Genomic DNA, 24,082 nt, shown 5'->3' with positions numbered 1-24,082 from the left:
TTTCGTGTTGAGGGGCACCGGCAGTTCCCTCGCGCTTGCGGCAGTTGGTGGCCTCCTAGTAGCAATCGGACTTGTCCGCAAGGCAGGGAATACCCAGCAACGCAGTGGCATGGCTCGTCTGAGGGTCGGTAGCCCTGGAGAGCGGATATGCCCGAACTGTGGAGCGAAGATCCCGCCCGATCGCAAGCGGTTCTGCGAGGCCTGCGGGGAAGCCTTCGACGACTCCGCGTTCGGATGAGGGGCACGTAATGAAGCTCTCCGAGTGGTCCGACGAGGAATGGACTCGCGGCGAGAAGGCAATGCCCAAGCTGTCGGCAGCTCGTGTCGAGCTGCCGAAGGTCATCGGGGCATCCGGGGCGAAGGAACTCGACTTCTTCGCGGAGAGAACCGTAGAAGGCGAACGGGTACTGATCGCCTCCGATCTCGGACTGTGGGACTTCCAGATGGTCGAGGGATTGCCCGCCTACCAGGGAACTCTCTGGTCCTGGGATAGGGTCGGAGGCGTCGAGCTGCGGGTGCGCAAGCCGACGATCGTTGAGGGTGCCGGCGGCAAGGTCCTCTGGCAGCTAACCCTCGCGGCTCCGCCCTTCGACAGCAAGGAACTGGACCGCCCTCCAGATCACCTACTCGACTTCGCGCGGACCTGCCTTACACTCTGCGCCGATGCCACGCGGCGTGACGCCGGCATAGGCGCACAGCGGCCGGCCGCCGTGTCCTCCGGTAGCAACGCCCGGTAGCAACAGGGGCGAATACCCCCGGTCGATACCCGCCGCCAATCGGCTAATCTGAGCGTGGCGGCGGCACTAGCGGACGCTGGCGGACACTATGGCCGGCACTGCAAAACCGCGTACGAAGGTCTGACTTCTGGTTCATCGCAGGACCGGCAGCGCCAGCTCGTTTGGCCTCTCTCCGTAATCGATCGCCTGACTTCGACTCAGGTCGCCTTCGGAAAAGATCCGGCGTGGATCGGCGGCGCCGACGAGGCCAAACCGCTCGACCCACCGGCTTCCATCATTCGATGGCTTCCTGACTCACAGTCAGCTGCTCAACACAGCGATTCGGCACGCGGACTGGACGTCGATGGCGGTGATAACGATGAGGACCGGACTCGACGCAGAGTTCGTTAGCTGCAACTCTCGTCGCTGTGCCCCGCCGGTATCCGTGTCCAATAGGACTTGACTAATCTGCGGTGGGGGCTTGACTTCAGGATCGCTGGGCAGTAGTTTCCTATCAACACTAGTACTTCGGTACTGGTGCACAGACTTCCGGGACGCATAGATCCGCGCGCTGAAAATGGGCACTTAGGCACGCGGGGAGCAAGTAGTGCAACCGACCATCCAACCGGATAGGTCGGTTTTTGCTCAGAAGAGGGCACCTTCTGATGAAGGAATTCACAAAGGGCTGGTAGCAGCCCCAGGGGAAGCCAGCAATGCGCATTGCCTATTGGCGAATCCGCGCGGTGCTGTCGGCCCTCGGGGGCCTAGCAGCTCTCGCTTTGGCGGCAGGCGCTGGACTGCGCGGGCTGTAGCCCGTACCGCGGTAGACGGTCACTAACCACCCTGATAGGGTGGCTGGGCCTATGACCGCAAGCGTCCGGCGCCTCGTCGTCTTCTCCATAGCCGTTGCGGTCGCACTGGCAGCAGCGGCTATCTGGCTGTTCCCAGTGCGAGCCACCATAGGTGGCGCGGTCGGAGTCCTCTACTGGACGGGTCTAACGCTCGTCAGTAGCGCGATGCCCGTTCGCTTGCCCCAGGGGACGGTCGCGTCCGTCAGCGCCGCACCCATTCTTGCCTCTGTCGTCCTCGGCGGCCCGATGGCGGCAGTCATCGTCGCCGGGCTCGGGACCACGGACCCCCGGGAAGTTCGCGGGGAAGTCCCTTGGTTCGGGACCGTTTACAACCACGCTTCAATCATTTCGACGGCCGCGGCGGCTGGAATCGTCTATGAGGTCGCCCTTCGTGCGATCCCAGCGGGTGGATCCTTCGAAGCCGTTCTTCTAGCGTTCCTCGCTCTCCTGGCGGCGAGCGGTGTGGCCTTCGCCGTCAACTGGGCATTCTCTTCCATCGCGGTCGCAGCACGAACCGGCGTGTCACTGAGAACCGTCTGGGCGCGCGATCTCCAGGGGATCGCCGTTAACCTGATCGGTTTGGCGCCGGTCGCCTGGTTGATGGCGCAGGTGTTCCTGCTGCCGGACGGGGTCGGCTGGTGGGCAACCGCGCTGTTCGTGATCCCCCTCTTCACGACCCGTCTGGCGTACCACCGCTACGTGGAGACCCGGGAGCTGTTCGAGCAGACGATCGGGGCACTGGCCAACGCGGTCGACGCCCGCGATCGGTATACCCGGGGTCATTCGAACCGGGTCAGCCATATCTCAGAGGCGATGTGCCGGGTCATGGGCCTGCCTGAGAATGAGATCGAGAAGATCAAGTGGGCCGGGCTCCTCCATGACGTCGGCAAGATCGGGATCCGCGACAACATCCTCCTCAAGCCGGGGCCGCTGAGCCGCGACGAGCGGATCCTCATGAACCAGCATCCGACCATCGGGGCCGAGATCGTGGCCCCCGCGCGCTCGTTGGCGCCCGAGGCGCCGCTGATCCGCGCCCACCATGAGTGGGTGAACGGATCGGGCTACCCCGACGGGCTGGAGTACGCCGACATCCCGCTCGGGGCCCGGATCATGACCATCGCCGATGCGTACGAGGCCATGACCTCCTCGCGTCCGTATCGGCTCATCGCGCTGACCCACGAGCAGGCGGTGGCCGAGCTGGAGAAGTTCTCCGGGCTCCAGTTCGACCCGGAGATCGTGCCGGTCCTGCTGGGCCTGGATCGAGGCATCCTAGACCGCCCGCCGGAGCGGCCCGACGAGCTGCCCACCATGCTGCACCAGGACGATCTGACGCCGGCGGCCGAGGAGGCCGCTACACCGCCTGCACCCGAAGGGAGCCCAGCCCCGAGGCCAGTCCTCGCCTCGGAAGATGCTCCTTAGCTCCATCCTGCTGGGCCTCGTCATCGGGGCCCTGGCCGGGGGACAGCTGCCTCGCCTGGCCGACCTGCGCCTGCGCTGGGTGTGGCTGCTGGGCGCGGCCCTGGCGGTCCGCCTCCTGTCCGGGCTCCTGGTCACGACCGATGTGGGGGCCGAGTTCGCCGGGGCGTGGGGCCTGCCCCTGACCTATGGGCTGATCGTGGTCTGGCTGTACCGCAACTGGTCGGTGCCCGGGCTCCAGGTGGCGGCCATCGGGGTCAGCCTGAACATCCTGGCGGTGCTGCTCAACGCCGGCAAGATGCCGGTCTGGGAGGGCGCCCTGCTGGCGTCGGGGCTGACCCTGGCGGACCTGGTCGGCGACCCGTTCCACGTGGTGCTGGGCGGGGCAATGACCGCGGCCCAGTTCGTGGCCGCCGGCGGGTTGTTCGGCGACGTGGTGCCCATCCCCATCCCCATCCTGCGCGACGTGGTCAGCGTGGGGGACGTGCTGCTGTGGCTGGGCATCGTGTGGGCCATCGTGGCGGCCATGACCCGGGTGGCTCTCAGCCGCCGGGCGGTGGCCCTGGGCACGTCCCCGCTGCGGCGCACGGCCGCGAGCGAGCTCCAGCTGGGCCAGGCGTATGCCACGGCGGTGGCGGCCGAGGCGGCCGAGGCGGCTGCGGGGGTCGCGGTCCCAGAGGAGCGACGGGGCCTACGCGCGTACCTGCGACTGGCCGCCAACCGGAACTACGCCCTGCTGTGGACCAGCCAGCTCATCAGCCTGATGGGCGATCGGGTCCACTACGTCGCCCTGGGCTTCCTGGTCGTGACCCGAGGCACGCCGCTGGACGTGGGGCTCACGTTCGCCGCCGCCGCGATCTCCAACGTGTTCTTCGGTCCGTGGGCGGGCGCCCTGGCGGACCGATGGGACCGGCGCCGGACGATGATCGTCTCCGACCTGGTCCGCGCGGCCATGGTCCTGGCCGTGCCGTTCGTCATCGACATCCACATCTCGCTGGTCTACCTGGTGGCCTTCCTGGTGGCCACCGTGAGCCTCTTCTTCCAGCCGGCCAAGAACTCGATGGTGCCCCAGATCGTGGAGCGCGAGGACCTGGTCCCCGCCAACAGCGCGACCAGCGTGACCGAGACCCTGGCCGACCTGGTCGGAATACCGCTGGCCAGCCTCCTGGTGGCCATCCTGTCCCCGGTCATCTACGTCGCGTTCGTCCTGGATTCGATCTCGTACCTGGCATCGGCCGCGCTCCTGGCTCTCATGCGGGTGGCTCCCTCCGAACGCGCGGAGGGCGCGTTCGGCATCGGTCAGCTGTGGGCAGACGTCCGCGAAGGCGCGGGCTTCCTGGTCCGCCAGGCGGAGCTGCGTGCCAACACCGTGATCAGCACCGTGGCCCAGGTGGCGGTGGGGACCGAGGTCGTGTGCTCGCTCCTGTACGCCCAGACCATCCTGGACCAGTCCCAGGTCCGCTTCCCAGTGAACTACGGGCTCCTGATGTCCGCCGTCGGCCTGGGCAGCATCGTGGGTGGGCTCGTGATCGGCTCGGTGGCCGGCAGTTTCCGCAAGGGACCGATGGCCATCGCGGGCTTCGTGGGCCTGGGCGCCAGCTTCATCGCGGCCGGGCTGGTGACCGATCCGGTCCTGGCAATTGGCTTCTTCTTCCTGGCCGGGGTCGCCAACATTGCGTTCGTGATCCCCAACATCACCCTGTTCCAGGAGCGGACCCCGCAGGCCCTGTTCGCGCGGGTGGTGACCTCCCGCCAGGCCCTCGTGTTCGGGGTCATGGCGGCGTCCATGGCGGTGTCGGGGGCGTTGGTGGGGGTGATCGGGGCCGACAAGACCCTGATGCTGGGCGGGGCGGTGGCGGTGGTCGCCGGTCTGGGTGGGCTGCTGATCCCGTCCATGCGCAACGCGGAATAGGCGGACTTACTCCGCAAGCCGGGCGGAAGTCACGACGAATTCCATTCGGCGGCTCAGCCTGAATGCCACATTCCCTAGGGCGGGCCCACCGGGCGCTCAACAATCTTCTTGAGACGCTCCAGCTCAGCGATTTCGCCGCGCTTGATCTCGGCACCGATCATCGGTTCGAGAACTCGCCACAGCCCGCTGAAGCGCAGCATTCCCTGTTGCGCGAGGCGGGTCCCACCACCTTCGGCCGGCGCTAGGTCGTAGGCGCCTTCCCAGTGGATGCCGCCATGCGAAACGGTCGTGAAGGCCATCTTCGCGTCTGGCTCGAGGCTCGTGATCTCAAGATCAAGGCTGGCATGCAGCGGCCCGCGGCCAAATGAGAGCCGCATCCGCGATCCCTGGCGCAGCGGACCTTCGGTGAGGAGCTGCATGGGCACATCCGACCATTGAGCCTGCTTTCCCGGCTCGACGAGCCAAGGAAACACCTCGCTTGGCGGACGGGCGATCGTCACCTCCGAGGAGTACGGAACCATCCTGCAACCCTCCTGACCCCTCCTGACCTTGCGTCCCTCCTGGGTGCAGTGTAGGCCGAGGTCTTTCTTGAATAGGCCAGGCGGCTGCCGGAGGTCAAGTCAGCAAGTTCGCAATAGGCAGGCTCGTCATGGGCGTTCGGCGATGGGGTCCTCCGCGGCTCGCCGATTGGGCTTGTCCGAACGGTCGTCTAACCTTCGACGATCACTTGCAGGGAGCGATGACCATGAAGCTGACCGCCACGATGATGCTGACCGTGGACGGCGTGTACCAGGGTCCCGGGGGCCCCGACGAGGACCGGCGCGGCGGGTTCGAGCGCGGCGGATGGACGGCGGCGCACGCCGACGAGGACATGTGGCCCTTCCTGACCTCGTGGTTCGAGCGCGCGGATGCGCTGCTCCTCGGACGCAAGACCTGGGAGATCTGGGAACCGTACTGGCCGCACCACGACAAGGGCGATCCGGTCTCCCACGGGATCAACGTCCTGCCCAAGTACGTGCCCTCGACCACGCTCAAGGACCCGACGTGGCAGAACACCCACGTGATCAATGGCGACGTCGAGGCGGCGGTGCGCGAGCTCAAGACGCAGCCGGGGCGCGAGCTCCAGGTGCACGGCAGCGGCGAGCTGCTCCGTTGGCTGCTCGAGCACGACCTCGTCGACGAGCTCAATCTGCGGATCTTCCCCGTCGTGGTGGGCGATGGGCGCCGGCTCTTCCCGGAGCGCGGCCAGACGCACAACCTGGAGCTGGTCGAGTCGCGGTCGACGTCGTCCGGCGTGATGCTCCAGACGTATCGACCGGCCGGGCGGGCGACCTTCGGGACCGCCGGCTGAGGGCGCAGCGCCTCGGCGCGGCGCGTCATCGATGGTCTCAGAAGACCGTCTGACCGACGTCAAGGCGGCAGGTTAGCAAGCGGGTCTCACTCGCTCAGCTGCCGGGGCTGTCCCCAGTTCGGCGCGCTCTCATCGGCCGGATCATCCGTCAGTTGCTGGGGTGCGTCGGCGTCGACGCGCATGAGGAAGATGTCCCGCGGTGCCTCCCCGGCGTTGCTGAAGACGAACGCGCTGCTGTCCGATGCCCAGCTCGCGCCCTCGTCGGCCGGCCCCGTAGCGTGCACGACCCGGTCCTCGCTCCCATCGGCGCGCGAGAGATGGAGGCCACTGCCATCGGGGTGCAGGTAGGCGAGCCACTCGCCGTCAGGTGACAGCCAGTGCGCGAATGCGAGCACCGGGTCGTCGCCAAGCAGCTCCGGCTCGCCGCCGTCGGCTGACACGATCCAGCTGCGAGATGAGTCCCTCGACTGATCGGTATCGCGGTCGCTGACGAAGATCAGTTGCGTGCCATCCTCGGACCATCGGGCGACCGAGTCATTCCATGCGTCATCCGTCAGGTTCCGAGTCTCGCCCGAGGCAACGTCGACGATTCGGATGTCGTTCGGCGGAGCGACGTTGTACGCGATGCGAAGGCCATCGGGCGACCAGAGCGGCGCCGTGCCTCCATCCTCGGTCAGGGATTCGAACCGAGCGTCGGCCACGTGGTAGACGCCAATGCCGCGCTCCGAACCATCGCCGCCCACGGCAAGCATCGATCCGTCCGGAGACCAGGTCGCCGGCCCGTAGGCGAAGTTGTCGTCGACCAGGACCGGCTCGCCACCCTCCGCATCGATGATGAACACGCCCCCCAGCATGGTGCCGTCGGCCGACATGGTGATGTAGGCAATGAGCGAGCCGTTCGGCGACCAGATCGGGGACATCTCATAGACCGCCGGGTCGTCGACCATCTGCACGACGTTCGAGCCGTCCGCATCCATCACGTAGATGCCGCTCGTCTCATTCTCGCGATTGGCCTGGAATGCGATCCGTCCCGGCTCGGCGACCGCCGGTGGCGTCGCAGTTGGCTCGATCGACTCGAAGGCCCCGGTGGTCGGCGACGGCGATGCTCCGACCGGGGGCTCTGGGCCGATGACTCGGGAGAGGTTGAGGCCGATGACCACCGCGGCCGCGACGATCGCGGCGACACCGAGGGCGCGGAATGCGAACATGTCCATGATTCCTCCCCTGCCTTGCTGAGGCAGCGTCGAGGTGTGCGCCAGCATCCGATCGGTAAAGTCCGTCGGAGGCATGGGCGCCGTGTCGTTGAGCCAGTCGGCGAGGCGCCGCTCGGCCGCCTGGTGATCCTCCGCGTTCATGCCGGTCGTCCTCTCGTGGTGATCCCGGTGGGTCGTGCTTCGGCCGCGATGGCGGCGGTCATCACCTTCATGGACCGATGCAGCCGCGACTTCAGCGTCCCCTCGCGCATCCCCATGGCCGCAGCCGCCTCCCTGGTCGACAGGCCGAGGTAGTGGCGGAGCACGACGACGGTTCGGTCTTCGTGGCTCAGCCAGCGGAATGCCCGCTCGATCTCGTCGCGGGCTATGACCGTCTGCGCTGGGTCCCGGTCGCCGGCGAACTGCTGATCCGCCAGCGGCGTCTCGCCTCGCTGGCGCCGGAGGCGCCGTCCCTGGTCGTGACAGGCATTGACGAGCAGCCGATGCAGCCAGGCATCGAACCTGTCCGCCTCACGCAGTCGAGGCAGGTCGCGCCACGCGTTGATCAGTGCCTCCTGGACGGCGTCCTCGGCGAGGTCGCGGCGTCCGGTGATCAGGGCCGCGACGCCGTACAGCCTTGGAATGCGCTCGGTGATCAGGGCCGAGAACGCGTCGTGGTCGCCTCGCTGGGCCTGAGATACGAGGTGGTGGGGCACCGTGGCCTCATGAGTACGTCGTCTTCAATGGCGCTCGAGCGTGCCGATCGGTTGCGTTGCGCCCATCCAATACCAGCGACTGTCCGCCAGCGCCAGCGCGGATCGTTCGACCGCTTCGTCCACGTCGACGATTGGGTCCCGCCGGTCGTCCGCACCGCGACGAAGGGCGATGACCCGCGCCGCACACCATGACCGCCGCATCCGAACTGTCGGGCCGCGCCGCGATCGCTCAGTGAGCCTGGCGGCCGCCCGAAGGCACCCGTATGCCATATCAGCGACAGGCATGACCGTGTGGCCTGGCCGACGGATTCCGGATGGGAACATCCAGGATCACTCAGGATCGGCTAGGCTTCCCGGCCGATGAGCGCGGAACAGCCCGGGTATCGAGGAGCGCTGCCGCCCCGCGGGGAGCGCATGGCGCGGGTGTGGGTCTTGATCGTGATCCTGGGATTCGCATTCATGTTCGTCCTGGCGGCGCTGAACATGCCCAGCACCCTGTTCCCCGAGCCCACGCCGGTGCCGATCCCAAGCCTCAGCCCCGCGCCGAGCGGGAGCGGCAGCCCGGCGCCAAGTGAGAGCCCGGGCGCATCGGGATCGGCGTCGCCATCGGTAAGCCCATCCACGCCAGGGAGCCCATCCCCGAGCCCCTGACGGCCGGTGGTATGCTCCCGCTTCGACGCTCACCGAGGTTGATCATGTTCAGCTTCAGCCGGGTCAAAGTCGCCATTCGTTTCTTCTTCGTGGGCCTGGTCATTGGCGTGCTGCTCGCCCCCCGCAGCGGCATCGCCACCCGACGCATGCTCCGCGAGCGCGCCGATCGCCTGATCAATGACCTGCTCGATGCCGCCACCCTGGGCGCCTACGATCCGGCCAACGGCGACGCGCTGAACGAAGATGCGGACGACGCCGAGGCGAACGAGAAGGCGGCGCCCCGCCAGCGCCGCACGGCGGCATCGGCCAAGTCCTGACCGCGACCATCGACCTTCGCGCCTTCGCCGGATAGACGAGGGGCGCTGTGACGCGAGCGCCACCTCCATCGGATCCGGAGCACGCTTCGCGCGACGAGGACTACAGCCGCGGGGTCCTCTTGGGCACCAATCGAGGCTTGCGGTTCGGCCGGGCCTTGATGCGCCGCGTGCCAAGCCAACCGCGGTGCCAGTTGTGTATGTCGCCGTTCCATGGGCCGGCCGGCCAGTTGATGCGACTGATCGGCAAGGCGCCCTGGCCGAAGAACCCCAAGTACTGCTCGGCCTGCTTCAAGCAGCTGGTCGAGCATCGGGCCGGCGCGGAGATCCCGTGCAGCCTCTTGTTCGCCGATGTGCGCGGATCGACCACCATGGCCGAGTCCATGCGTCCTTCCGAATTCCGCGCCCTGATGGAGCGATTTTTCGAGACGGCCTCCATGGTGCTGGTCGACCATGACGCAATCGTCGACAAGTTCGTCGGGGATGAGGTGATCGGGATCTTCATCCCTGCCCTCACCGGCGAGCTCCACGCGCAACGGGCGATTGCGGCGGGCCGCGCGCTGCTCTCAGCGACCGGGCACGACACCGGGCAGCCGTGGCTCCCCGTCGGCGCCGGGGTCAACACCGGTGTGGCGTTCGTCGGAACCGTTGGCCAAGGTGAGCAAGTGGAGCTCACCGCTATGGGTGACCCCGTGAACGTGGCGGCGCGCCTGGCCTCGGCAGCCGGAGCCGGTGAGCTGCTGGTCACCACCGCCGCGGCGGAATCCGCCCACCTTCCCGACGTCGGGCTCGAACACCGACAGCTCGCCTTGAGGGGGAAGACTGAGCCGACCGAGGTGTTGGTGCTCCTGGCGGCCTAGGCGCCCCCTGATCGGCGGAGTCGACGCCGGCGACTACCCCTGATCTCGGTCCAGGTCCAGGCCCGCCAACGCGGCCGCCACCGTTTGGGCAAACCCGTGTGGGTTCATCAGCCCCATGGCGTGTCCGCTATTCGGCACCGTCATCCACACCATGCCGGTCGCGGTGAGATCATCCTGCGGGGGCAGCGCCTGGTCACTGTTCTCGCCGCCGAGGTAGAACCGCGGCAAGTCCAGCTCGCGCAGCAATGAGCGGATCGTTGGCTGCGTTCCACGCATGACCGAGACCGAGACCCGATGGAGCGCGCGCGGATTGATGAGCTGCGTGATTCCGATGTGCGCGGCCGGCGGGGCCTTCGGGTTCTCGGCCGCTGCCGTGCGCATGCCGGTGAGGAACTCGGCGAAGCCCCGCTCCGCGAAATCGTCCTCGGTCTGCTCGGCGATGCCGGGCGCCAGCGTCCCGCTGAGGTCGATCCCCGGCTCGGCCAGCACGAGGGCCGCTACCGCAGCCGGACGAGCTGCAGCAACGAGGGTCGCGACGGTGCCGCCCATGCTGTGGCCGATCAGCGCGCATCGGTCCACGTCGAGGGCGTCGAGCAGCTTGACGACGGTCTCGGTGTGATCCTCCAGCGTGTAACTGAATGCATCCGGCTTGTCGCTGTAGCCGTAGCCCAGGAGGTCGACCAGCAGCGAGCGACGTCCTCGGAGCGGTGGCTGGACCGCCGCCGGCAGAAGCTCGCCAGTAGACGAGCAGATAAGGCCGTGGATCCACACCAGTGGGGGATCGGCGCCGGGGACCTCGATGTAACGGATGGATGCCTGTCCGTCCTCGACAGCGATCGCACGCATGGACCACCTCCGGCTGCTCCAGCGTTGCTGACCGATCCGGCCAGCGTGCCAAGCCCATGATTACTGCGTCGTCTACGCCGGTCAATGGCGGCGTGCGGGCAGCCCCCGTACGATGCCGCACGTGATATTCCCGGTGCAGACCGAGCGTCTGCTGCTGCGCCCGTTCGACGACGGCGACCTCGACGCCCTCCACGCGATGCAGAGCCGCGAGGACGTGACCCGCTACCTGTACTGGGGGCCGCGGACGCTGGACGAGGTTCGGGTCCAGCTGGAGCGGCTGAAGCGGATGACGTTAATTGAGGATGGGAGCGATGCGCTCCGGCTGGCGGCGGTTGTCCGCGAATCGGACGTGCTGATCGGGGACGTCAGCCTGCACAGCGTCAACCGCGAGCACCTCCAGGCGGAGCTGGGCTTCATCGTGCACCCGGACTACCACGGCCAGGGCTACGCCACGGAGGCCACGGCCGAGATGCTGCGGATCGGGTTCGAGGACCTGGGCTTGCATCGGATCTACGGCAGCTGCGACGCGCGGAATGCCGCATCGGCGCGCGTCATGGAGCGGCTGGGCATGCGCCGCGAGGCGCACTTTCGCGAGACGGAGTTCGTCAAGGGCGAGTGGTGCGACGAGTTCGTCTACGCCATCCTCGCCACGGAGTGGGCGGCGTCTCGCTGACGGCGTCTCGCCGACGGCGTCTCGCCGACCCAGTCCGGGCCCGCGCGTGAGCGCAGAATCGGGGTATGTCCTGGATCCGCAGCTGGCGACGGTGGCAGGGCCGACCCCGGCCGCCGGACGATGCCTCGGCCGAGACCGATCCTACCGAGCGCGCGCGCGAGCGGATGGTCCGCGAGCAGATCGAAAAGCGCGGAGTCCGAGACCCGGAGGTGCTTTCCGCCATGCGACGGGTTCCACGCCACCTGTTCGTGGACTCGGCTTGGGCCTACGACGATCGCGCGCTGCCGCTGACCCACGGCCAGACCATCTCCCAGCCGTTCGTGGTGGCGTTGATGACCCAGGCCGCGCGGCCGGCGCGGGGGTGGCATCGGGCGCGGGTGCTGGAGATCGGGACGGGAAGCGGCTACCAGGCCGCGGTGCTGGCCGAACTGGGGGCCGCGGTGGTGTCCGTGGAGCGCGATCCTGAGCTCAGTGCGCAGGCGGCCCGCAACCTGGCCGCGGCCGGGTATGGCGGAGTCGTGACCGAGGTTGGAGACGGGACCCAGGGCTGGCCGGCGGGTGGGCCGTACGACGCGATTCTGGTCACCGCCGCCGGGCCGTCCATCCCGGCCCCACTGCGCGAGCAGCTCAACCCGGCCGGGGGCCGAATGGTGATCCCCATCGGCGACCGGGAGGGGCAGTGGCTGACCCTGGTCGAGCGCCACGACAACGAGTGGCGCGAGCGGTCCCTGGAGCCGGTGGTGTTCGTCCCCCTCATCGGCACCCACGGCTACGGCGAGGGCCGGATCGACTAGGCAGCAACGCGGGCCGCGTCTCATGACCAACATCCCGCGGTTAGGGGCCATTCGGACCCTGCGACTGAGTCGCGTTCCGCGCTTCACTGGTCACGGCACACACACGAGCGCGCCTCGTCGAGCTGCGCCTGGATTCGCCCAGAGGTAACTGTCATGAGCACAATTCCCGCCAAAGCGGCCGCGGTCCTTGTCGGTGGGCTCCTCCTCGCTGCCTGTTCAAGCCCCGAAGCCGGCGGTGGCAGCGAGCCCCCGGCGAGTCAGGCGCCGCAGAGCCAGGCGCCTGCCGCCGAGCAATACGTCGTCAACGCTGCCGAATTCGTCGATGCGGCCGACTGGGACACCGCGGAAGCGGTGACGATAGAGCTCTCCGAGTTCGCCTTTACCCCGAGCGAGATCACCCTCGAGGCGGGGCAGCCGTACATCCTGCAGATCGTGAACGTCGGCGATGTCAAGCACGAGTTCACGGCCGGGGACTTCTTCCGGACGGTCGCGACCCGCAAGGCCGAGACCGCCGAGAGCGAGGTAAAGGTCCCGTTCTTCACCGAGATCGAGGTCTTCGCGGGGAAGTCAGCCGAGCTGTTCCTGATCCCGCTCATTCCGGGCACGTATGACCTCGTCTGCGAGATCGAGGGCCATTTCGAGGCCGGGATGCTCGGCACGATTACCGTGACCGGGGCGGCGCCCACCTCACCGGCTGTGGAGCTGGCCAATGTGGGTGATGGCCCGTGGGTCCAGGATGCTGCGGCGCTCGTAGAGGCGGCCGACTGGGATGCCAGCCAGGAGCTGACGATCGAGCTCTCCGAGTACGCCTTCACGCCGAAGGACTTCGAGCTCGTCGCCGGTCAGCCATACGTGATCACCGTGGTCAACATGGGCGAGATCAAGCACGAGTTCACGGCCGAGGACTTCTTCGCGTCGATCGCCTTCCGCAAGGCCGAGGACGCCTCGGGTGAGTTCAAAGGACCCGCCCCGCGCGAGGTGGAGGTGTTCGCCGGCGCGGAGATCGAGCTGTTCCTGATCCCGACCCAGCCGGGCACGTATGACCTGGTCTGCGAGATCGAGGGCCATTTCGAGGCCGGGATGTTCGGCACGATCACGGTGGTGGCCGCTCCGTGATCTGACTCCTGCGGAACCGCAACGACGGGGCCTCTCCACGATTGGAGGGGCCTCGTCGAGTGCCCGGGTGGGTCGGGTGGCCGAGCTGGGCCCGGACCTTAGACGTCCGCTATCGCCCGCGGGCCGCCGAGCGCGGGTCAAGGCGACGCGAGGGACGCCGCCAGCAGCAATGGCCAGTCACACATGACTGGCAACGTGCGCAGATGGCGGACGCGGCACTCTGTGAGTCACTGGTGACTGGCGGGGCGCCGATTCCGGCCCCCGCGGCCGCTACCAGTCATCCGTGACTCGGCGCGGCAATTACACCCGCACGGACGAGCTCCTCGGTGTAGATCGCCTCCACACGCTTGACCGATGCGGTCACGCTGAACGACCGCCACCTCCAGGGCTTCGTTCACCGCCCCCGCATCGGTCTGCAAACCGGCGAACACGACGCGCCCGCTGGCCGGGGCTCCTTGCTCCGGAGTCCGTCGCCGGGCCAGAATGCGCAGATGCACATTGCGTCGATGCGCCAGGCAGCAACTGGCCTGCTGGTGATCGCCGTCTTGGTGTCAGGCTGCGCAGTGAGCCCAGGCTCGACGGTGTCTTCGGACCAGGCCACATCACCCACTCAGACCGAGGCCGCGTCGCCGGCTGAATATCTCCGCCTGGTGGCCATCGGTGATTCCATCGCGGCCTCGCAGCGATGTGAATGCGCCAGGTACCCGGATGTCTACGGGCCGCTCGCTGCCAAGGCGCTTGGCCAGCCCGTAGCGGTGCAGAACCGGGCGGTCAACGGCGCGACCTCAGGCGACCTGCTCGAAACACTTGATTCCTCGCCCATCCTGCGGTCGCTGATTGAAGAGGCCGATATCATCACCATCGCCATCGGCATCAACGACATCAACCCGTGCGGAGCCGAGACCGACCGCGCATGCTATGACAGCGCGATCGCCGGCCTCCAATCGAATCTCGAGGCCCTGCTCGGTCAGATCGACACGCTCCAGGGCGACCACCCACACATCCTGCGCGCGACCGCCTACTACAACGTCAAGATCGGGGATCCGGGAGCCGCTCAGTTCGGCCCCTCGTTCCAGGCCTTCTATGCGGAGCAGCTGGCGTCGCTCAATGCCGCGATCTGCGAAGCCGTCGCCGCCCACGACGGGCTCTGCGTCGAGCTGCTGACGGCGTTCAACGGCCCCGCAGGCGATCAGGATGCCGCCCCACTTCTGGTCGACGACCACGTGCACCCGTCGAGGGAAGGCCATCAGGTCATAGCACAGGCGATCGCCGCCTCAGGCTACGCCCCGCTCGGTCCGTAGGCATCAGTCGTCCTGCGGCGGGCGACGAACACGTATTCTCGGCTGTCGTCCGCAAACGGCTCGCCGGCGAAGCCGGCGTACAACGCCTCCAGCTCGAGACCGGCGACATCGATCAGCCCCAGCCACTCGTTCTTGGTTGCCCACCACAGGGAGCTCTTCGCGCCGTCGTCGCGGGTGATGTCGATCCGGTTGTCGCCCACCGAGTACCGGATGGTGTGCGGTACAGGCTCGTCCTGGTGCACGCCGTCGAGGCGCGCGGCGATCTGGTGGTCGAAGGCAAAGACATTCCAGGCGAACCGCCCTTCCGGCCGGAGCGAGGCGGCGACGCGCTCGAAGGTGCGACGGCGGTCGGCCCACGTCGGCAGGTGCAGGAGCGCGCGGAAAGGGCAGTAGATCAGCGCCGCCAGCTCGTCGAGGGCGAGGTCGCGCATGTCGCCCTCGCGCAGGTCGAGCTCCACGCCCGCAACCGCCGCGCGGGCACGGGCCTGCTCGAGCATCGCCGGTGAAGAGTCAATCCCGATGACTCGCTGGCCGGTCGCCTGCGCGACCGGGATCGCGACCCGCCCGTTCCCGATCGCGAGCTCGACCAGCGGCCCGTCCGCCTTGCGCGCGAGCTCAACATAGAAGGCGACGTCCGCCGCCATGTGGGCCGCCCATTCGTCGTAGTGGTTCGCGAACGCCTCGTCCCAGCTCATCGGCCCATGCTCCCATGCTTACCTGGTCGAACGGTGAGCACGCCGGCCCGCGCCAGCTCCTCGCTGTAGATGGCCACCACACGCCTGACCGAGACGGTCACGCTGAACCGATCCTCCACCCGGCGCCGGCCCGAGGCGGCCAGTCGATCCCGCAGCTGGGCATCTCGAGCGAGGCGAATGACAGCGTCTGCGAGGGCTGGCGGATCGGCGGGTGGGACGAGGAGGCCATCTACCCCGTCCCGGATGGTTTCGGGGATGCCGCCCACCGCGGAGGCCACCACCGGGCGTCGGGCGGCCATGGCCTCCAGCAGGGCCAGCCCCTGCGCCTCGCGCAGTGACGGCAGCACGGCCACGTCCAGGGCTTGGGTCACCGCCTCGATATCGGTCTGAAAACCGGCAATCACGACCCTCTGGCGTGCTGCGAGCGGCAGCGAGCCGGCCTGGGCGCGAAGCGCATCGGTCTGTGAGCCCTCACCCACCAGCAACAACCAGGCGTCGGGCACGGCTTCCACGATGGCTGGCAGGGCCTCGAGGAGATACCGATGCCCCTTCTCGGGCTCGAGCCGGGCCACAACCCCGACCAGGAAGGCGTCGGGCGGGATGCCGAGCGCGGCTCGCAACGCGGCCGTGTCCTGGCTGGACCGTTGCGGGCTGAACCGATCCAGGTCGACCCCGTTGGGCACGACCGTGATCTCGGCCGCTCCCCGGCCCTCGGCGAGAACTTTGGTCGCAATGGCCGCCGACGGGACGATGAGGCGGTCGATGGACGGCGTGACGGCCGCCAGGGCGGCGATGTCGGCCGGGGAGCGGATCCGGCTGGAGTGAGCGGTGGCCACGACCACCGGCGTGCCGGCTACCTGGGCAGCCCGGGTGCCGAGCAATTCGGCACGGAACAGGTGGGCGTGGAGCAGGTCGATCTGCCGGCGGCGGAGGTACGCGACGAGCTCGCGGACGGTGGACTCGTCGTCCTCGGGCGGGATAACGGTGACGCGGATGCCCAGCTCGCGGAGGCGCTGGATTGAGCGACCATCGGCCAGTGAGACGGCCTCGATCTCGAACCGGGACCGGTCCAGGTGGACGAGGAGGGCGATGGCGCTTTCCTGCGCGCCGCCCGTCCCACCGGTGGCCAGCAACTGCAGCACACGCGGCCGGTCCATCAGTAGATCTGGTCGTGCGAGCCCAGGTTCACCAGGAAAGCCTCGTCCCCGTCCCAGCGAAAGAGGACACGGAGATCGGCGTCGACGCTGAAGGCCCAGTAGCCGTCGAGCTCGCCTTTGAGCTTGTGGGTGTGGAGGAGCGGGTCTTGGGGGTCGGCGGCGAACCGTCGCAGGGCGGCCCGCAGCATGGATGCCTGGGGGTCCTTCAGCTTCCGGGCTTTGCGAAGGAAGCGGCTGGACGCGGTCAGCCGCACGTCAGCTCCGGATGTCGTCCAGCAGCTGCTCGACGTCGTCGAACCGATGCGCCTCGCCGGCCTGGTACTCCGCCTCCGCCTCGCGAACCTCGGACAGGAACAATTGCCGGCGCAGGAGAAGCAGCTCGGCCTGGTCCTGCTCGTAGCGCTCGGGCTTGACGATGTAAGCCGCTTTCTGCGATCTCTGGAGGATCACGGTCGGCTCGTCGCCGGCCTGAACCTCGTCGATGACATCGGCGATGCGCCTACGGAGGTCGCTGATCGGGACGGTCTTCACGGCCTTACTGTACATCGCTCTGTACAACTGTCAATACAGATGTCGGTACGAACGCCTATCGGGAGCCTACCTCCAGGACCATCGGAGCGTTGTGGCCTTGCCCCTCCGGAGTAGGCTGCGCCCAATGAAGTTGGTGCTGGCCTTCCTGCTCGTCCTGCTGCTCCTGGGCGGAGGAATGAAGCTGGCCGGCATGAACCTGCCGATCCTCGACTTCCCGCTCGGCGGCCCGTTCCAGCAGCCCATCATCGAGATCAACCAGAACCCCGACCTGTTCCCCTGATGGCCGCCCGGGCCGGGGGGCTGACGCGCTGGGCCGCCCTGCGCCACGGTCTGACGCTGGCCGGCTTGCTGTACATCGGCGCAGTCTGGCTGCGGCTGGTCCCCTACGCCGAGCCGGTGCCCGCCTACGGACCGATGTTCGACGCGTACGGGATCTGGAACGCCTGGGACGGCGGCCTGTACGACGTCCCGTGGCTGGAGTACGAGGCCTACGTCTATTCCCCGGCCTTCGCCCAGATCATCTATCCACTCACCCTGCTGCCGTGGCCCGTCTTCGCGGCCCTCTGGACGGGCCTGGCGATCGCGATCCTGTTCTGGATGCGGGTGCCGTGGATGCTCGCCTTTCCCGGCGTCGTCGACGACATCCTGCGCGGGAACATCCACGTCTTCCTGGCCGGGGCGGTGGTGCTCGCGCTGTGGCGCCGGCCCTGGGGGGCGGGGGCCTGGGCCTTCCCGTTCCTGACCAAGGTCACGCCGGGGATCGGGATCGTGTGGCATGCCGTGCGCGGGGAGTGGCGGGCGCTGGCCATTGGCCTGGGCCTGACGGCGGGCATTGTGGGCGTATCGGTCCTGTTCACGCCGGAGCTGTGGGCCGAATGGCTCGCGCTGCTGGCAGCCAACGTGGGATCAGATCCGCGGATCCAGGTCATTCCGCTGCCGTTGGTGATCCGCCTGCCGGTGGCGGTGGCCGTGGTCGTGGTGGCGGCGCGGTGGGACCGGGCCTGGCTACTGCCGATCGGGGTGATGCTGGCCCTGCCGAACGTGTGGACGAGCTCGCTCGCATTGCTGGCCGCGGCCCCCGCCCTGTGGTTGGCTCAGCGGCAGTCCGCCGAGCCCGAGTCGGAGAAGCCGATGTCGGAGGCGGGGACGAACTCCCAGTCGTAGGCGTCAGGGTGGAGCGTGAGCTGCAGGACCCCATACGTCGCGTTGTCATGCGTCGCGCTGGTGGGGAGAACCTTGTTGAAGCCGTACAGCGAGCGGCCCCCAGTGCCGACCACGAACTCGACCATGCCGTCGGTGGCCGCGGCCCCATCGGCGTCGATGGGGACGAATCGCTCGTAGACGTGGTCGTGGCCGGTGAGGACGAGCTCTGCTCCGGCCATGGCCAGGATTCGCCACAGCCCATCCGTCCGCGGGTCGGCGCCATGCTCAGAGCCGGAGCTCCAGCGCGGGTGATGCCAGTAGGCGAGGGTGCATGTGGAGGTGCTAGTGGCCAGGTCCGAGCGCAGCCAGTCGGCCTGGGGGGAGTCAAGGTCGCATCCGCCGACCTCGTCGCAGTTCGAGTTCAGGGCGATGAGGTGCCAGGCGCCCAGATCGAACGAATACCAGCCTTGGCCCGGGGCGCCAGCGGCGGCGCCGAAGTACGCGAAGTAGGGGGCCGCGCCGGCGGTCTCGTACTCGTGGTTGCCCGGGACGGGCCAGGTTCGCGACCGGTGCCGGCCCCACGACGGGTCGTAGCATGCGGCGAACTGCTCCGCGGTCCCGCTTTCGTAGGCGAGGTCGCCCAGGGCGAAGACTGTTCCCTCCAGGCCATCCAGGAGCGAGGCGGTCGCCTCGTCGCCCGCCGAGTCGCAGGCACCGATGTCACCCGCGGCCAGCACGACCGCCGCCTGCGTCGAAGATGTCGGGCTGGGCGTCTCAGTGCGCGCTGGTCTGGTACTCGGCGCTGGCGTCGAACTGGCCGATGGACTGACCGATGGGACGCACGCAGTGAGCAGAAGCGCCAGCAGCGCGATGCTGAATCGCCTCACGAGCACCTCGGCAGGGTGGTGTCCAGGTCCGCGTCGCGCACCGCTTGCCTCGGCTGGAGCAGCCAGCGAGCGGCGCCAGCACCGGGATCTGGCAACTGGCGGTAATCGTTGGCCCAAGTGATCGGGTCACGCCGATAGCCCCAGACGTCGGCGCTGAATCCGTCGGCAGTGTTCTCGTTCAATGGGTTCAGGAAGCGGCGAGTCAGCAGTGAAGAGGGTGCAGTGCCGGTCATAATGTCGAGCAGGCGTTCAGCTCGTGCGGCGACTTCGCCATCAAGCCGGGCCTGCCTGACCACCAGCCACCAGTACAGGGATGACCTGCGGGCTTGATTCTGTGCGTCTTCGAGGTGAGCGGATGCGCTCGGCTCGCAACCCATGACCGCCACGTAGGCGGGTCCTGACGCGAGGCCGAGTGTCTCCTGGGCCAATGCCTCGACATCGCCGCTGCGGCCCGCCATCACCGCTAGCAGTATCGGCTGGAGAGAACGCCCCACCGGCGATGGCTCGTCCCGCAACCATCGCTCGAGCGCGACCTCGATCACATCCAGCGTCGAGACCGTCGGCGGCAGGAGTTCAGTCCAGCCGGGGGCAGCGATTATCTCGGGCCACGCTTGAGCGACCTCACCCAGGGTGGCCAGAGCCTCCTCATCCTGGCCGTCGTCCACCTGCCAACGGACAGCGAGAAGCAGGTTCGTGTAATCGGATCGTTGGGTCTCCATCGCCCGTTCCAGCGCCGCCCAGGCTGAGTCGGACTCTCCGGATGCGAGGTGCGCGAGTGCCAGAACCCGCCAGGCGAGGTCGTCACTCGGGTTCAGGCGGACGGCAGCCTCCAGGTTCTGCGTTGCAGCCGGTACGTCTTCGGCCAGGAGCTGAGCGGTGCCGAGCTGGCGCCGGTACAGGGCCATTCCCGGATCGAGGCTGCTCGCGAGCTGGAGCCGTGGCAATGCATCCTGAAGCCTTCCGCCATCAATCGCGGACCGAGCAGATAGATACGCAACATCCCCCGCTGCGGTTGCGGTCCAGGCTGCGGCGACCACGGCAAAGCATGCGAGCGACGCCAAACGCACCACACGCCGCCCAGCTGGCACCTCGTTCTCCGCGTCGGACTCGCGAGGTATCGCGAACGCGACCCAAACGATCGCCAAGGCAACCAGGAAACCGAAATCGGTTGGATTGGCACCTAGTCCAGCCAGCGCAAAAGTGATCAATACCCAGGAAGCACCCCGCGAGCGACCACGGATGATCGCCGGCAACAACGTGACCGCGAGGACCAGGAGCGCCGCGACCCCGAGCACGCCTGCCTCTGGCAGTACCTGGAAGATGACGCTGTCCGGGTGGCGCGGGGCCCACGCATTGGTGTCGAAGTAGCTCGTCTGCTGAAGGACCCACGGGAAGGATCCTGGCCCATAGCCAGCGATTGGCTTTGAAAGCCAAGCATCGGTCAACGACTCCCACATCGCCAATCGGGCCTCAATGGATGCCGCGGCCAGCAATCGCTCCAGGACGGAGCCGGCGACGCCGCTCAGCGCAATCGCCACCGCCGCAATAGCGAGGGCAAGGCCCACACCGACCTGAGCCCTGCGCCCTGTCGGCCAGTGCCTGACGGCGAATGGAACGAAGAGGGCTGCCGAGGCTACCGCCATCGCAAGCCAGAGATTTCGTGAGCCATCCACGAGCACGATGAGCAGCGTCAGGATCCCAACCACTGTTGCAGCGGCGGTCCTTCGCGGACCGATGCGACCGATCCACCAGCTGGGGTAGAGCATTACGATCAAGAGTGTGAGGTCGTGGCGATGCGCCCACGGGGAGGCAGCCAGGTTGAGGTCGAGCGGCGGGATGACGCTCCAGCCCGTGAGCGACCACCACTCGAGCGCAGGAAGCAGCCATCTCACTGCGGTGAGTAATGTGAACAGCGTGGATAGACAGATGAGGCACCAGGCGAACGCCCGGCGCCCGGCCTCGCTCCCCAGGAGCGAGCGGGCGACGAAGAACGCAGCGGCGAAGAGGAGCGCCCCCAGAAGGGCGTCGAAGGCCTGGCGCGCGAACTGGGCGAGTACCGCAGCGGAAGCAAATAGCAGGAGGCTGAGAAGGACCCCTCGATCGACGCGATCCGCCTGGCTTGGAGCTTTCACCAGGTACGTCAGGATCAGCCCGCCCGCGACGAGCGCGTTCAACAGCCGAATGACGGGATGAAGGTCGCGCGCGCCGAGGTCGCCGAGGATCACGAGGTACGCCAGAGCCAGAACGCCCGCTACGATCGCGATGGTCTGCCGCTGGGGAATCACGCCGCCATGAGCCATCGGTTAATTGTCCCCCTCGTCGCGACGTTGGGACGCAGGAGAAGCCGAGTATTACAAATGGCCGGTAGCGAGGTTTGGCATGGTGAGGTAGACAATCGGTCTGCCATGATTCGCCCCGGATGGGGCCCCCACGCCCATAACCAAACGGATCTCATGACGCGCAGGCTGATCCTGATGCTGGCCGCGCGGTTGGACAAGACGTGGCTACTGCCCATTGGGGTCATGCTGGCGTCCCCCAACGTGTGGACCTCGTCCCCCGACCTCATCCCCGGGTCGGATACCCTGTATGTGGCCTTTCGGTCGGCTCAGCGACAGTCGGCCGTGCCCCCGTCCCCTGCTGAGGAATCGACCTGATGGCCGGCGTCCGGTCGGTCGTCACCGTCGCCCGGACGAGCCCCCTGGTCCGGTTCACGGGATTCATCGCCTTGATGGCCGTCGGAGCGCTTTCCCTTCGCATCTCACTGACCAATGCGTTCGTATTCGCGAAATGGGCCGACGCGATCTCCTACGCGGAAGGCGCTCGTCGCGCTTACGCCGGGATGACGCCGTACACCGAGATGCAGCTCTCGGGGCCGTACCCGCTGGACGCCGCCATCCTGGGCCACGGGTTCGTCTACCCGCCGAGTGGTGCGTACCTCCTTATGCCGTTCACCCTGGGCGAGCCGTTCTTCTACGCGTGGAACGCGCTCAGCTTCGTAGGGGTGATCGGGATCGTGCTCCTGATGGTGCGCCGTGAGGTAGGCAGGATGTCGGGGACCATGGCTCTCGCAGTCGGAGCCGTGGCTGCGACCGCGTTCCAGGTCGGCTTCTCCGACCTGGAGGCCGGCTACATCTCGCCCATGGTGGCCGCTGCGATGGGGAGCATGTGGCTCTGGCCTCGGTGGTCGGCGATCCCGGCCCTACTCTGTGGCCTCATCAAGGTCTTCCCGGCCGAGGGGCTGTTGTGGACCATCCGCAAGAAAGGTGTGTGGAAGGGGCCGCTGCTCGTCGCGGTAGCGATCGGCGCGCTCATAACCATTGCTCACCCGAGATGGCTCACGGACTGGCTGACCGCCCTCGGCAATGCGGAGGCGGCATGTCCGCCGTATGCCCTGTGGTCCTTCGCCTGCGTAGGCCTCCCGGCGGTAGTCGGCTATGTTGCCGGTCTGGCGCTCCTGCTTGCATCATGGCGGGCGAAGCGCGACGACGTGTCGTTCCTGCTCCTGGGCCTGGCCATGACCGTGCCACTCCCCGACATCTACTGGGGCAACCTCATGGTGCCGATGATCGCCGCCATCCCGCTCGTCATCCAGGAGTCACGCCGCTGGCTCGCCGCGGGCGCGCCTCATCCGATCGTGTCCACCAGGCGCTCCGCCAGCTCGATGGAGTAGTTCTGCCCGCGGTCGTGGGGATAAACCTGGAACATGTTGGCGATCCACAGGCCTTCGACGGGAGTCTGAAAGGGGGGAATTCGACTCGCGTAATCGACAGTGACGATTGGCTGGGCGAATGGGGCGGCGAAGCCCCAGACGCGGGTGATCCAAGAGCGTTCGAGGTCGGGGTTGAGGCGTTGTAGCGCCGGCAGCCAGTTGGCCAGCAGCGTGTCGGGATCGGTCTTTAGGACAGGGTCATCCATGGGCCGGTAGCTGCCGAGGTAGACCAGATGCTGCCCACGGTATTCGGCCGCGGACCGCATGTTGGTGTGCTCGACAAGGGCCAGAAATGGAAAGCCCGGATCGTTGAGGTTGATCCAGTACGCATCGGTCAACGGCCGGTCCAGCGCGAGGATCAGGCAGTGGGCACCGAGTGCCGGTCCCGGATCGTGCCGCTCATGCCATTCAGCAGGCATCTCGGGCGTGAGTTTGGCGGTGATTCGAGTGGGGAAGGTTGACACGACAAGGTCGAACTCGTTGGTGGCCTCCTCTCCTCCTCCGTGCGCCACCATGAGCCGGCCCTCCGTGCGCTCGATGCGTGTGACGTCGCGGCCGAAGTGCAGGACGCCGCCGGCGCCGGTGATCCGGTCTGCCATGGCGTTGTAGAGCCGCTGGAACCCGCCACCCAGGTAGCCGAGGCGTGTCGTCCGGTCATGAACACGAGCCCAGAACCAGGGCAGCGCGATGGTGTCGGCTGCGTCGCCGAACTTTGCGCGGAGGAGCGGGTCCCACACGACCTCGGCCGCCCGGTGGCCCATCCGGCCGCGGATCCAGGGGGCGGCCCGCGTGCCCTCCAACCGCCGCGGGCTGCCCAGGGTCTTGAGGTAGGCCAAGGCGAGGCCCATCCGGAACCGATCCCAGATGGGGAGGGGCCGAAATCGGAGAAGAGAAAACGGCGAGTCGAGCTGGTGCAGATGGCCGTCGCGGAGGACGACTGTCCGCGGTCGATGCCAGCTCAGGTCCGAGCCCAGGCCAAGCTCGTTAATCAGGGCAATAGCGCGGTGGTCGCTCTGGAACAGGTGGTGGTAGAACTTCTCAAGCCACGGCCCGTCCGGGCCGCTGGGCTGAAAGCCGGCTGCCAGACCCCCGGGGACCGACTCCCGCTCGAAGACCGTGACGTTGTCGCCCCGCTGGGTGAGGCGAAGGGCTACGGTTAGCCCCAACGCCCCGGCGCCGAGGACCGCGATTCGGCGATCAGCCATCGGCTACCGCTTGGTCAGTCAACACGTATGTAGGTCTTTCCACCC

At 67.6% G+C, this 24,082-nt stretch carries 26 protein-coding genes and 1 riboswitch; of the genes, 15 read left to right on the top strand and 11 right to left on the bottom strand.

The features are described from left to right. Positions 1–248 precede the first annotated feature (248 nt). The 3 genes from AABM41_03380 to AABM41_03370 all read left to right on the top strand — a co-directional run bounded on the left by AABM41_03380 (position 249) and on the right by AABM41_03370 (position 4,895). Positions 249–737 (top strand): hypothetical protein, encoded by a 489-nt coding sequence (locus AABM41_03380; GenBank protein ID MEK6191351.1) that lies wholly within the window; start codon positions 249–251, stop codon positions 735–737. 531 nt (positions 738–1,268) lie between these two features. Beyond that, positions 1,269–1,335, top strand: a riboswitch (cyclic di-GMP riboswitch). A 751-nt stretch (positions 1,336–2,086) separates the two neighbouring features. Beyond that, a complete protein-coding gene (locus AABM41_03375) occupies positions 2,087–2,986 on the top strand; it encodes an HD-GYP domain-containing protein (protein MEK6191350.1) in 900 nt (299 codons plus the stop codon). Further along, positions 2,976–4,895, top strand: a complete 1,920-nt coding sequence (locus AABM41_03370; protein ID MEK6191349.1) for an MFS transporter — start codon at positions 2,976–2,978, stop codon at positions 4,893–4,895. The genes AABM41_03375 and AABM41_03370 overlap by 11 nt, the downstream gene beginning before the upstream one ends. 74 nt (positions 4,896–4,969) lie before the next feature. Here AABM41_03370 and AABM41_03365 read toward each other — a convergent pair whose 3' ends face one another. After that, positions 4,970–5,416: an SRPBCC family protein gene (locus tag AABM41_03365; GenBank protein ID MEK6191348.1), complete on the bottom strand. Its 447-nt coding sequence runs from the start codon at positions 5,414–5,416 to the stop codon at positions 4,970–4,972. 224 nt (positions 5,417–5,640) lie between these two features. Between AABM41_03365 and AABM41_03360 the strand changes: the two genes are divergently transcribed. After that, entirely contained in the window at positions 5,641–6,246 is a 606-nt protein-coding gene (locus AABM41_03360) for a dihydrofolate reductase family protein (GenBank protein ID MEK6191347.1), read from the top strand. Between the two features lie 86 nt (positions 6,247–6,332). Here AABM41_03360 and AABM41_03355 read toward each other — a convergent pair whose 3' ends face one another. After that, positions 6,333–7,601 carry a hypothetical protein gene (locus AABM41_03355; GenBank protein MEK6191346.1) on the bottom strand — a complete coding sequence of 423 codons (1,269 nt, stop codon included), beginning with the start codon at positions 7,599–7,601 and terminating at the stop codon, positions 6,333–6,335. Further along, positions 7,598–8,155, bottom strand: coding sequence for an RNA polymerase sigma factor (locus tag AABM41_03350; protein ID MEK6191345.1), 558 nt, complete (start codon positions 8,153–8,155; stop codon positions 7,598–7,600). The genes AABM41_03355 and AABM41_03350 overlap by 4 nt, the downstream gene beginning before the upstream one ends. A gap of 360 nt (positions 8,156–8,515) precedes the next feature. Here AABM41_03350 and AABM41_03345 point away from each other — a divergent pair, with 360 nt between their 5' ends. From AABM41_03345 to AABM41_03335, 3 genes are all read left to right on the top strand, one after another. Further along, complete coding sequence (locus tag AABM41_03345) at positions 8,516–8,806, top strand: hypothetical protein (protein ID MEK6191344.1); 291 nt, start codon at positions 8,516–8,518, stop codon at positions 8,804–8,806. Between the two features lie 44 nt (positions 8,807–8,850). Next, complete coding sequence (locus AABM41_03340; GenBank protein ID MEK6191343.1) at positions 8,851–9,123, top strand: YtxH domain-containing protein; 273 nt, start codon at positions 8,851–8,853, stop codon at positions 9,121–9,123. 197 nt (positions 9,124–9,320) lie between these two features. Then, entirely contained in the window at positions 9,321–9,980 is a 660-nt protein-coding gene (locus AABM41_03335; GenBank protein ID MEK6191342.1) for an adenylate/guanylate cyclase domain-containing protein, read from the top strand. 33 nt (positions 9,981–10,013) lie between these two features. Here the strand turns inward: AABM41_03335 and AABM41_03330 are convergent, their stop codons facing one another. After that, positions 10,014–10,826 carry an alpha/beta hydrolase gene (locus tag AABM41_03330; protein ID MEK6191341.1) on the bottom strand — a complete coding sequence of 271 codons (813 nt, stop codon included), beginning with the start codon at positions 10,824–10,826 and terminating at the stop codon, positions 10,014–10,016. A gap of 112 nt (positions 10,827–10,938) precedes the next feature. On the opposite strand from AABM41_03330, the gene AABM41_03325 reads away from it, so the two are divergent. From AABM41_03325 to AABM41_03310, 4 genes are all read left to right on the top strand, one after another. Next, positions 10,939–11,499 (top strand): GNAT family protein, encoded by a 561-nt coding sequence (locus AABM41_03325; GenBank protein MEK6191340.1) that lies wholly within the window; start codon positions 10,939–10,941, stop codon positions 11,497–11,499. 65 nt (positions 11,500–11,564) lie between these two features. Continuing rightward, complete coding sequence (locus AABM41_03320; GenBank protein ID MEK6191339.1) at positions 11,565–12,293, top strand: protein-L-isoaspartate(D-aspartate) O-methyltransferase; 729 nt, start codon at positions 11,565–11,567, stop codon at positions 12,291–12,293. Between the two features lie 153 nt (positions 12,294–12,446). Continuing rightward, positions 12,447–13,409: a cupredoxin domain-containing protein gene (locus AABM41_03315; protein MEK6191338.1), complete on the top strand. Its 963-nt coding sequence runs from the start codon at positions 12,447–12,449 to the stop codon at positions 13,407–13,409. 347 nt (positions 13,410–13,756) lie between these two features. After that, a complete protein-coding gene (locus AABM41_03310; protein ID MEK6191337.1) occupies positions 13,757–14,710 on the top strand; it encodes an SGNH/GDSL hydrolase family protein in 954 nt (317 codons plus the stop codon). Here AABM41_03310 and AABM41_03305 read toward each other — a convergent pair. The 4 genes from AABM41_03305 to AABM41_03290 are packed head-to-tail and all read right to left on the bottom strand — an operon-like array spanning position 14,689 to position 17,093. Next, entirely contained in the window at positions 14,689–15,405 is a 717-nt protein-coding gene (locus AABM41_03305) for a class I SAM-dependent methyltransferase (protein MEK6191336.1), read from the bottom strand. The genes AABM41_03310 and AABM41_03305 overlap by 22 nt on opposite strands. Next, complete coding sequence (locus AABM41_03300) at positions 15,402–16,562, bottom strand: glycosyltransferase (GenBank protein ID MEK6191335.1); 1,161 nt, start codon at positions 16,560–16,562, stop codon at positions 15,402–15,404. Before AABM41_03300 ends, AABM41_03305 begins: the two co-directional genes overlap by 4 nt. Next, a complete protein-coding gene (locus tag AABM41_03295; GenBank protein ID MEK6191334.1) occupies positions 16,562–16,816 on the bottom strand; it encodes a type II toxin-antitoxin system mRNA interferase toxin, RelE/StbE family in 255 nt (84 codons plus the stop codon). The genes AABM41_03300 and AABM41_03295 overlap by 1 nt, the downstream gene beginning before the upstream one ends. 1 nt (position 16,817) lies before the next feature. Next, positions 16,818–17,093, bottom strand: coding sequence for a type II toxin-antitoxin system Phd/YefM family antitoxin (locus tag AABM41_03290; protein ID MEK6191333.1), 276 nt, complete (start codon positions 17,091–17,093; stop codon positions 16,818–16,820). Positions 17,094–17,217: 124 nt separating this feature from the next. On the opposite strand from AABM41_03290, the gene AABM41_03285 reads away from it, so the two are divergent. Next, positions 17,218–17,373, top strand: coding sequence for a hypothetical protein (locus AABM41_03285; GenBank protein MEK6191332.1), 156 nt, complete (start codon positions 17,218–17,220; stop codon positions 17,371–17,373). Beyond that, positions 17,373–18,257 carry a glycosyltransferase family 87 protein gene (locus AABM41_03280; protein MEK6191331.1) on the top strand — a complete coding sequence of 295 codons (885 nt, stop codon included), beginning with the start codon at positions 17,373–17,375 and terminating at the stop codon, positions 18,255–18,257. The genes AABM41_03285 and AABM41_03280 overlap by 1 nt, the downstream gene beginning before the upstream one ends. On the opposite strand, the gene AABM41_03275 is transcribed toward AABM41_03280, so the two are convergent. Both AABM41_03275 and AABM41_03270 read right to left on the bottom strand, forming a co-directional pair. After that, positions 18,188–18,973, bottom strand: a complete 786-nt coding sequence (locus AABM41_03275) for a metallophosphoesterase (protein ID MEK6191330.1) — start codon at positions 18,971–18,973, stop codon at positions 18,188–18,190. The two genes, AABM41_03280 and AABM41_03275, sit on opposite strands and share 70 nt — an antisense overlap. Positions 18,974–19,119: 146 nt before the next feature. Further along, positions 19,120–21,423 (bottom strand): O-antigen ligase family protein, encoded by a 2,304-nt coding sequence (locus AABM41_03270; protein MEK6191329.1) that lies wholly within the window; start codon positions 21,421–21,423, stop codon positions 19,120–19,122. A 153-nt stretch (positions 21,424–21,576) separates the two neighbouring features. Between AABM41_03270 and AABM41_03265 the strand changes: the two genes are divergently transcribed. Beyond that, positions 21,577–21,777, top strand: a complete 201-nt coding sequence (locus AABM41_03265; GenBank protein ID MEK6191328.1) for a hypothetical protein — start codon at positions 21,577–21,579, stop codon at positions 21,775–21,777. Then, positions 21,777–22,793: a hypothetical protein gene (locus AABM41_03260; protein MEK6191327.1), complete on the top strand. Its 1,017-nt coding sequence runs from the start codon at positions 21,777–21,779 to the stop codon at positions 22,791–22,793. Before AABM41_03265 ends, AABM41_03260 begins: the two co-directional genes overlap by 1 nt. On the opposite strand, the gene AABM41_03255 is transcribed toward AABM41_03260, so the two are convergent. Then, entirely contained in the window at positions 22,748–24,037 is a 1,290-nt protein-coding gene (locus tag AABM41_03255; protein MEK6191326.1) for an NAD(P)/FAD-dependent oxidoreductase, read from the bottom strand. The two genes, AABM41_03260 and AABM41_03255, sit on opposite strands and share 46 nt — an antisense overlap. Between the last annotated feature and the right edge of the window lie 45 nt (positions 24,038–24,082).

Source organism: Chloroflexota bacterium, assembly GCA_038040195.1.
Classification (GTDB): Bacteria; Chloroflexota; Limnocylindria; order QHBO01; family QHBO01; genus DASTEQ01.
Note: the sequence above shows the minus strand (reverse complement) of the source record. Positions and strands in the feature narration are given on the sequence as shown.

Bases quoted from the DNA above. Each gene is read 5' to 3' on its own strand.
- AABM41_03380 (MEK6191351.1), top strand. From the start codon at position 249: ATGAAGCTCTCCGAGTGGTCCGACGAGGAATGGACTCGCGGCGAGAAG.
- AABM41_03370 (MEK6191349.1), top strand. From the start codon at position 2,976: ATGCTCCTTAGCTCCATCCTGCTGGGCCTCGTCATCGGGGCCCTGGCC.
- AABM41_03365 (MEK6191348.1), bottom strand. From the start codon at position 5,416: ATGGTTCCGTACTCCTCGGAGGTGACGATCGCCCGTCCGCCAAGCGAG.
- AABM41_03360 (MEK6191347.1), top strand. From the start codon at position 5,641: ATGAAGCTGACCGCCACGATGATGCTGACCGTGGACGGCGTGTACCAG.
- AABM41_03355 (MEK6191346.1), bottom strand. From the start codon at position 7,601: ATGAACGCGGAGGATCACCAGGCGGCCGAGCGGCGCCTCGCCGACTGG.
- AABM41_03345 (MEK6191344.1), top strand. From the start codon at position 8,516: ATGAGCGCGGAACAGCCCGGGTATCGAGGAGCGCTGCCGCCCCGCGGG.
- AABM41_03340 (MEK6191343.1), top strand. From the start codon at position 8,851: ATGTTCAGCTTCAGCCGGGTCAAAGTCGCCATTCGTTTCTTCTTCGTG.
- AABM41_03335 (MEK6191342.1), top strand. From the start codon at position 9,321: ATGTCGCCGTTCCATGGGCCGGCCGGCCAGTTGATGCGACTGATCGGC.
- AABM41_03330 (MEK6191341.1), bottom strand. From the start codon at position 10,826: ATGCGTGCGATCGCTGTCGAGGACGGACAGGCATCCATCCGTTACATC.
- AABM41_03325 (MEK6191340.1), top strand. From the start codon at position 10,939: ATGCCGCACGTGATATTCCCGGTGCAGACCGAGCGTCTGCTGCTGCGC.
- AABM41_03320 (MEK6191339.1), top strand. From the start codon at position 11,565: ATGTCCTGGATCCGCAGCTGGCGACGGTGGCAGGGCCGACCCCGGCCG.
- AABM41_03315 (MEK6191338.1), top strand. From the start codon at position 12,447: ATGAGCACAATTCCCGCCAAAGCGGCCGCGGTCCTTGTCGGTGGGCTC.
- AABM41_03305 (MEK6191336.1), bottom strand. From the start codon at position 15,405: ATGAGCTGGGACGAGGCGTTCGCGAACCACTACGACGAATGGGCGGCC.
- AABM41_03300 (MEK6191335.1), bottom strand. From the start codon at position 16,562: ATGGACCGGCCGCGTGTGCTGCAGTTGCTGGCCACCGGTGGGACGGGC.
- AABM41_03285 (MEK6191332.1), top strand. From the start codon at position 17,218: ATGAAGTTGGTGCTGGCCTTCCTGCTCGTCCTGCTGCTCCTGGGCGGA.
- AABM41_03280 (MEK6191331.1), top strand. From the start codon at position 17,373: ATGGCCGCCCGGGCCGGGGGGCTGACGCGCTGGGCCGCCCTGCGCCAC.
- AABM41_03270 (MEK6191329.1), bottom strand. From the start codon at position 21,423: ATGGCTCATGGCGGCGTGATTCCCCAGCGGCAGACCATCGCGATCGTA.
- AABM41_03265 (MEK6191328.1), top strand. From the start codon at position 21,577: ATGACGCGCAGGCTGATCCTGATGCTGGCCGCGCGGTTGGACAAGACG.
- AABM41_03260 (MEK6191327.1), top strand. From the start codon at position 21,777: ATGGCCGGCGTCCGGTCGGTCGTCACCGTCGCCCGGACGAGCCCCCTG.
- AABM41_03255 (MEK6191326.1), bottom strand. From the start codon at position 24,037: ATGGCTGATCGCCGAATCGCGGTCCTCGGCGCCGGGGCGTTGGGGCTA.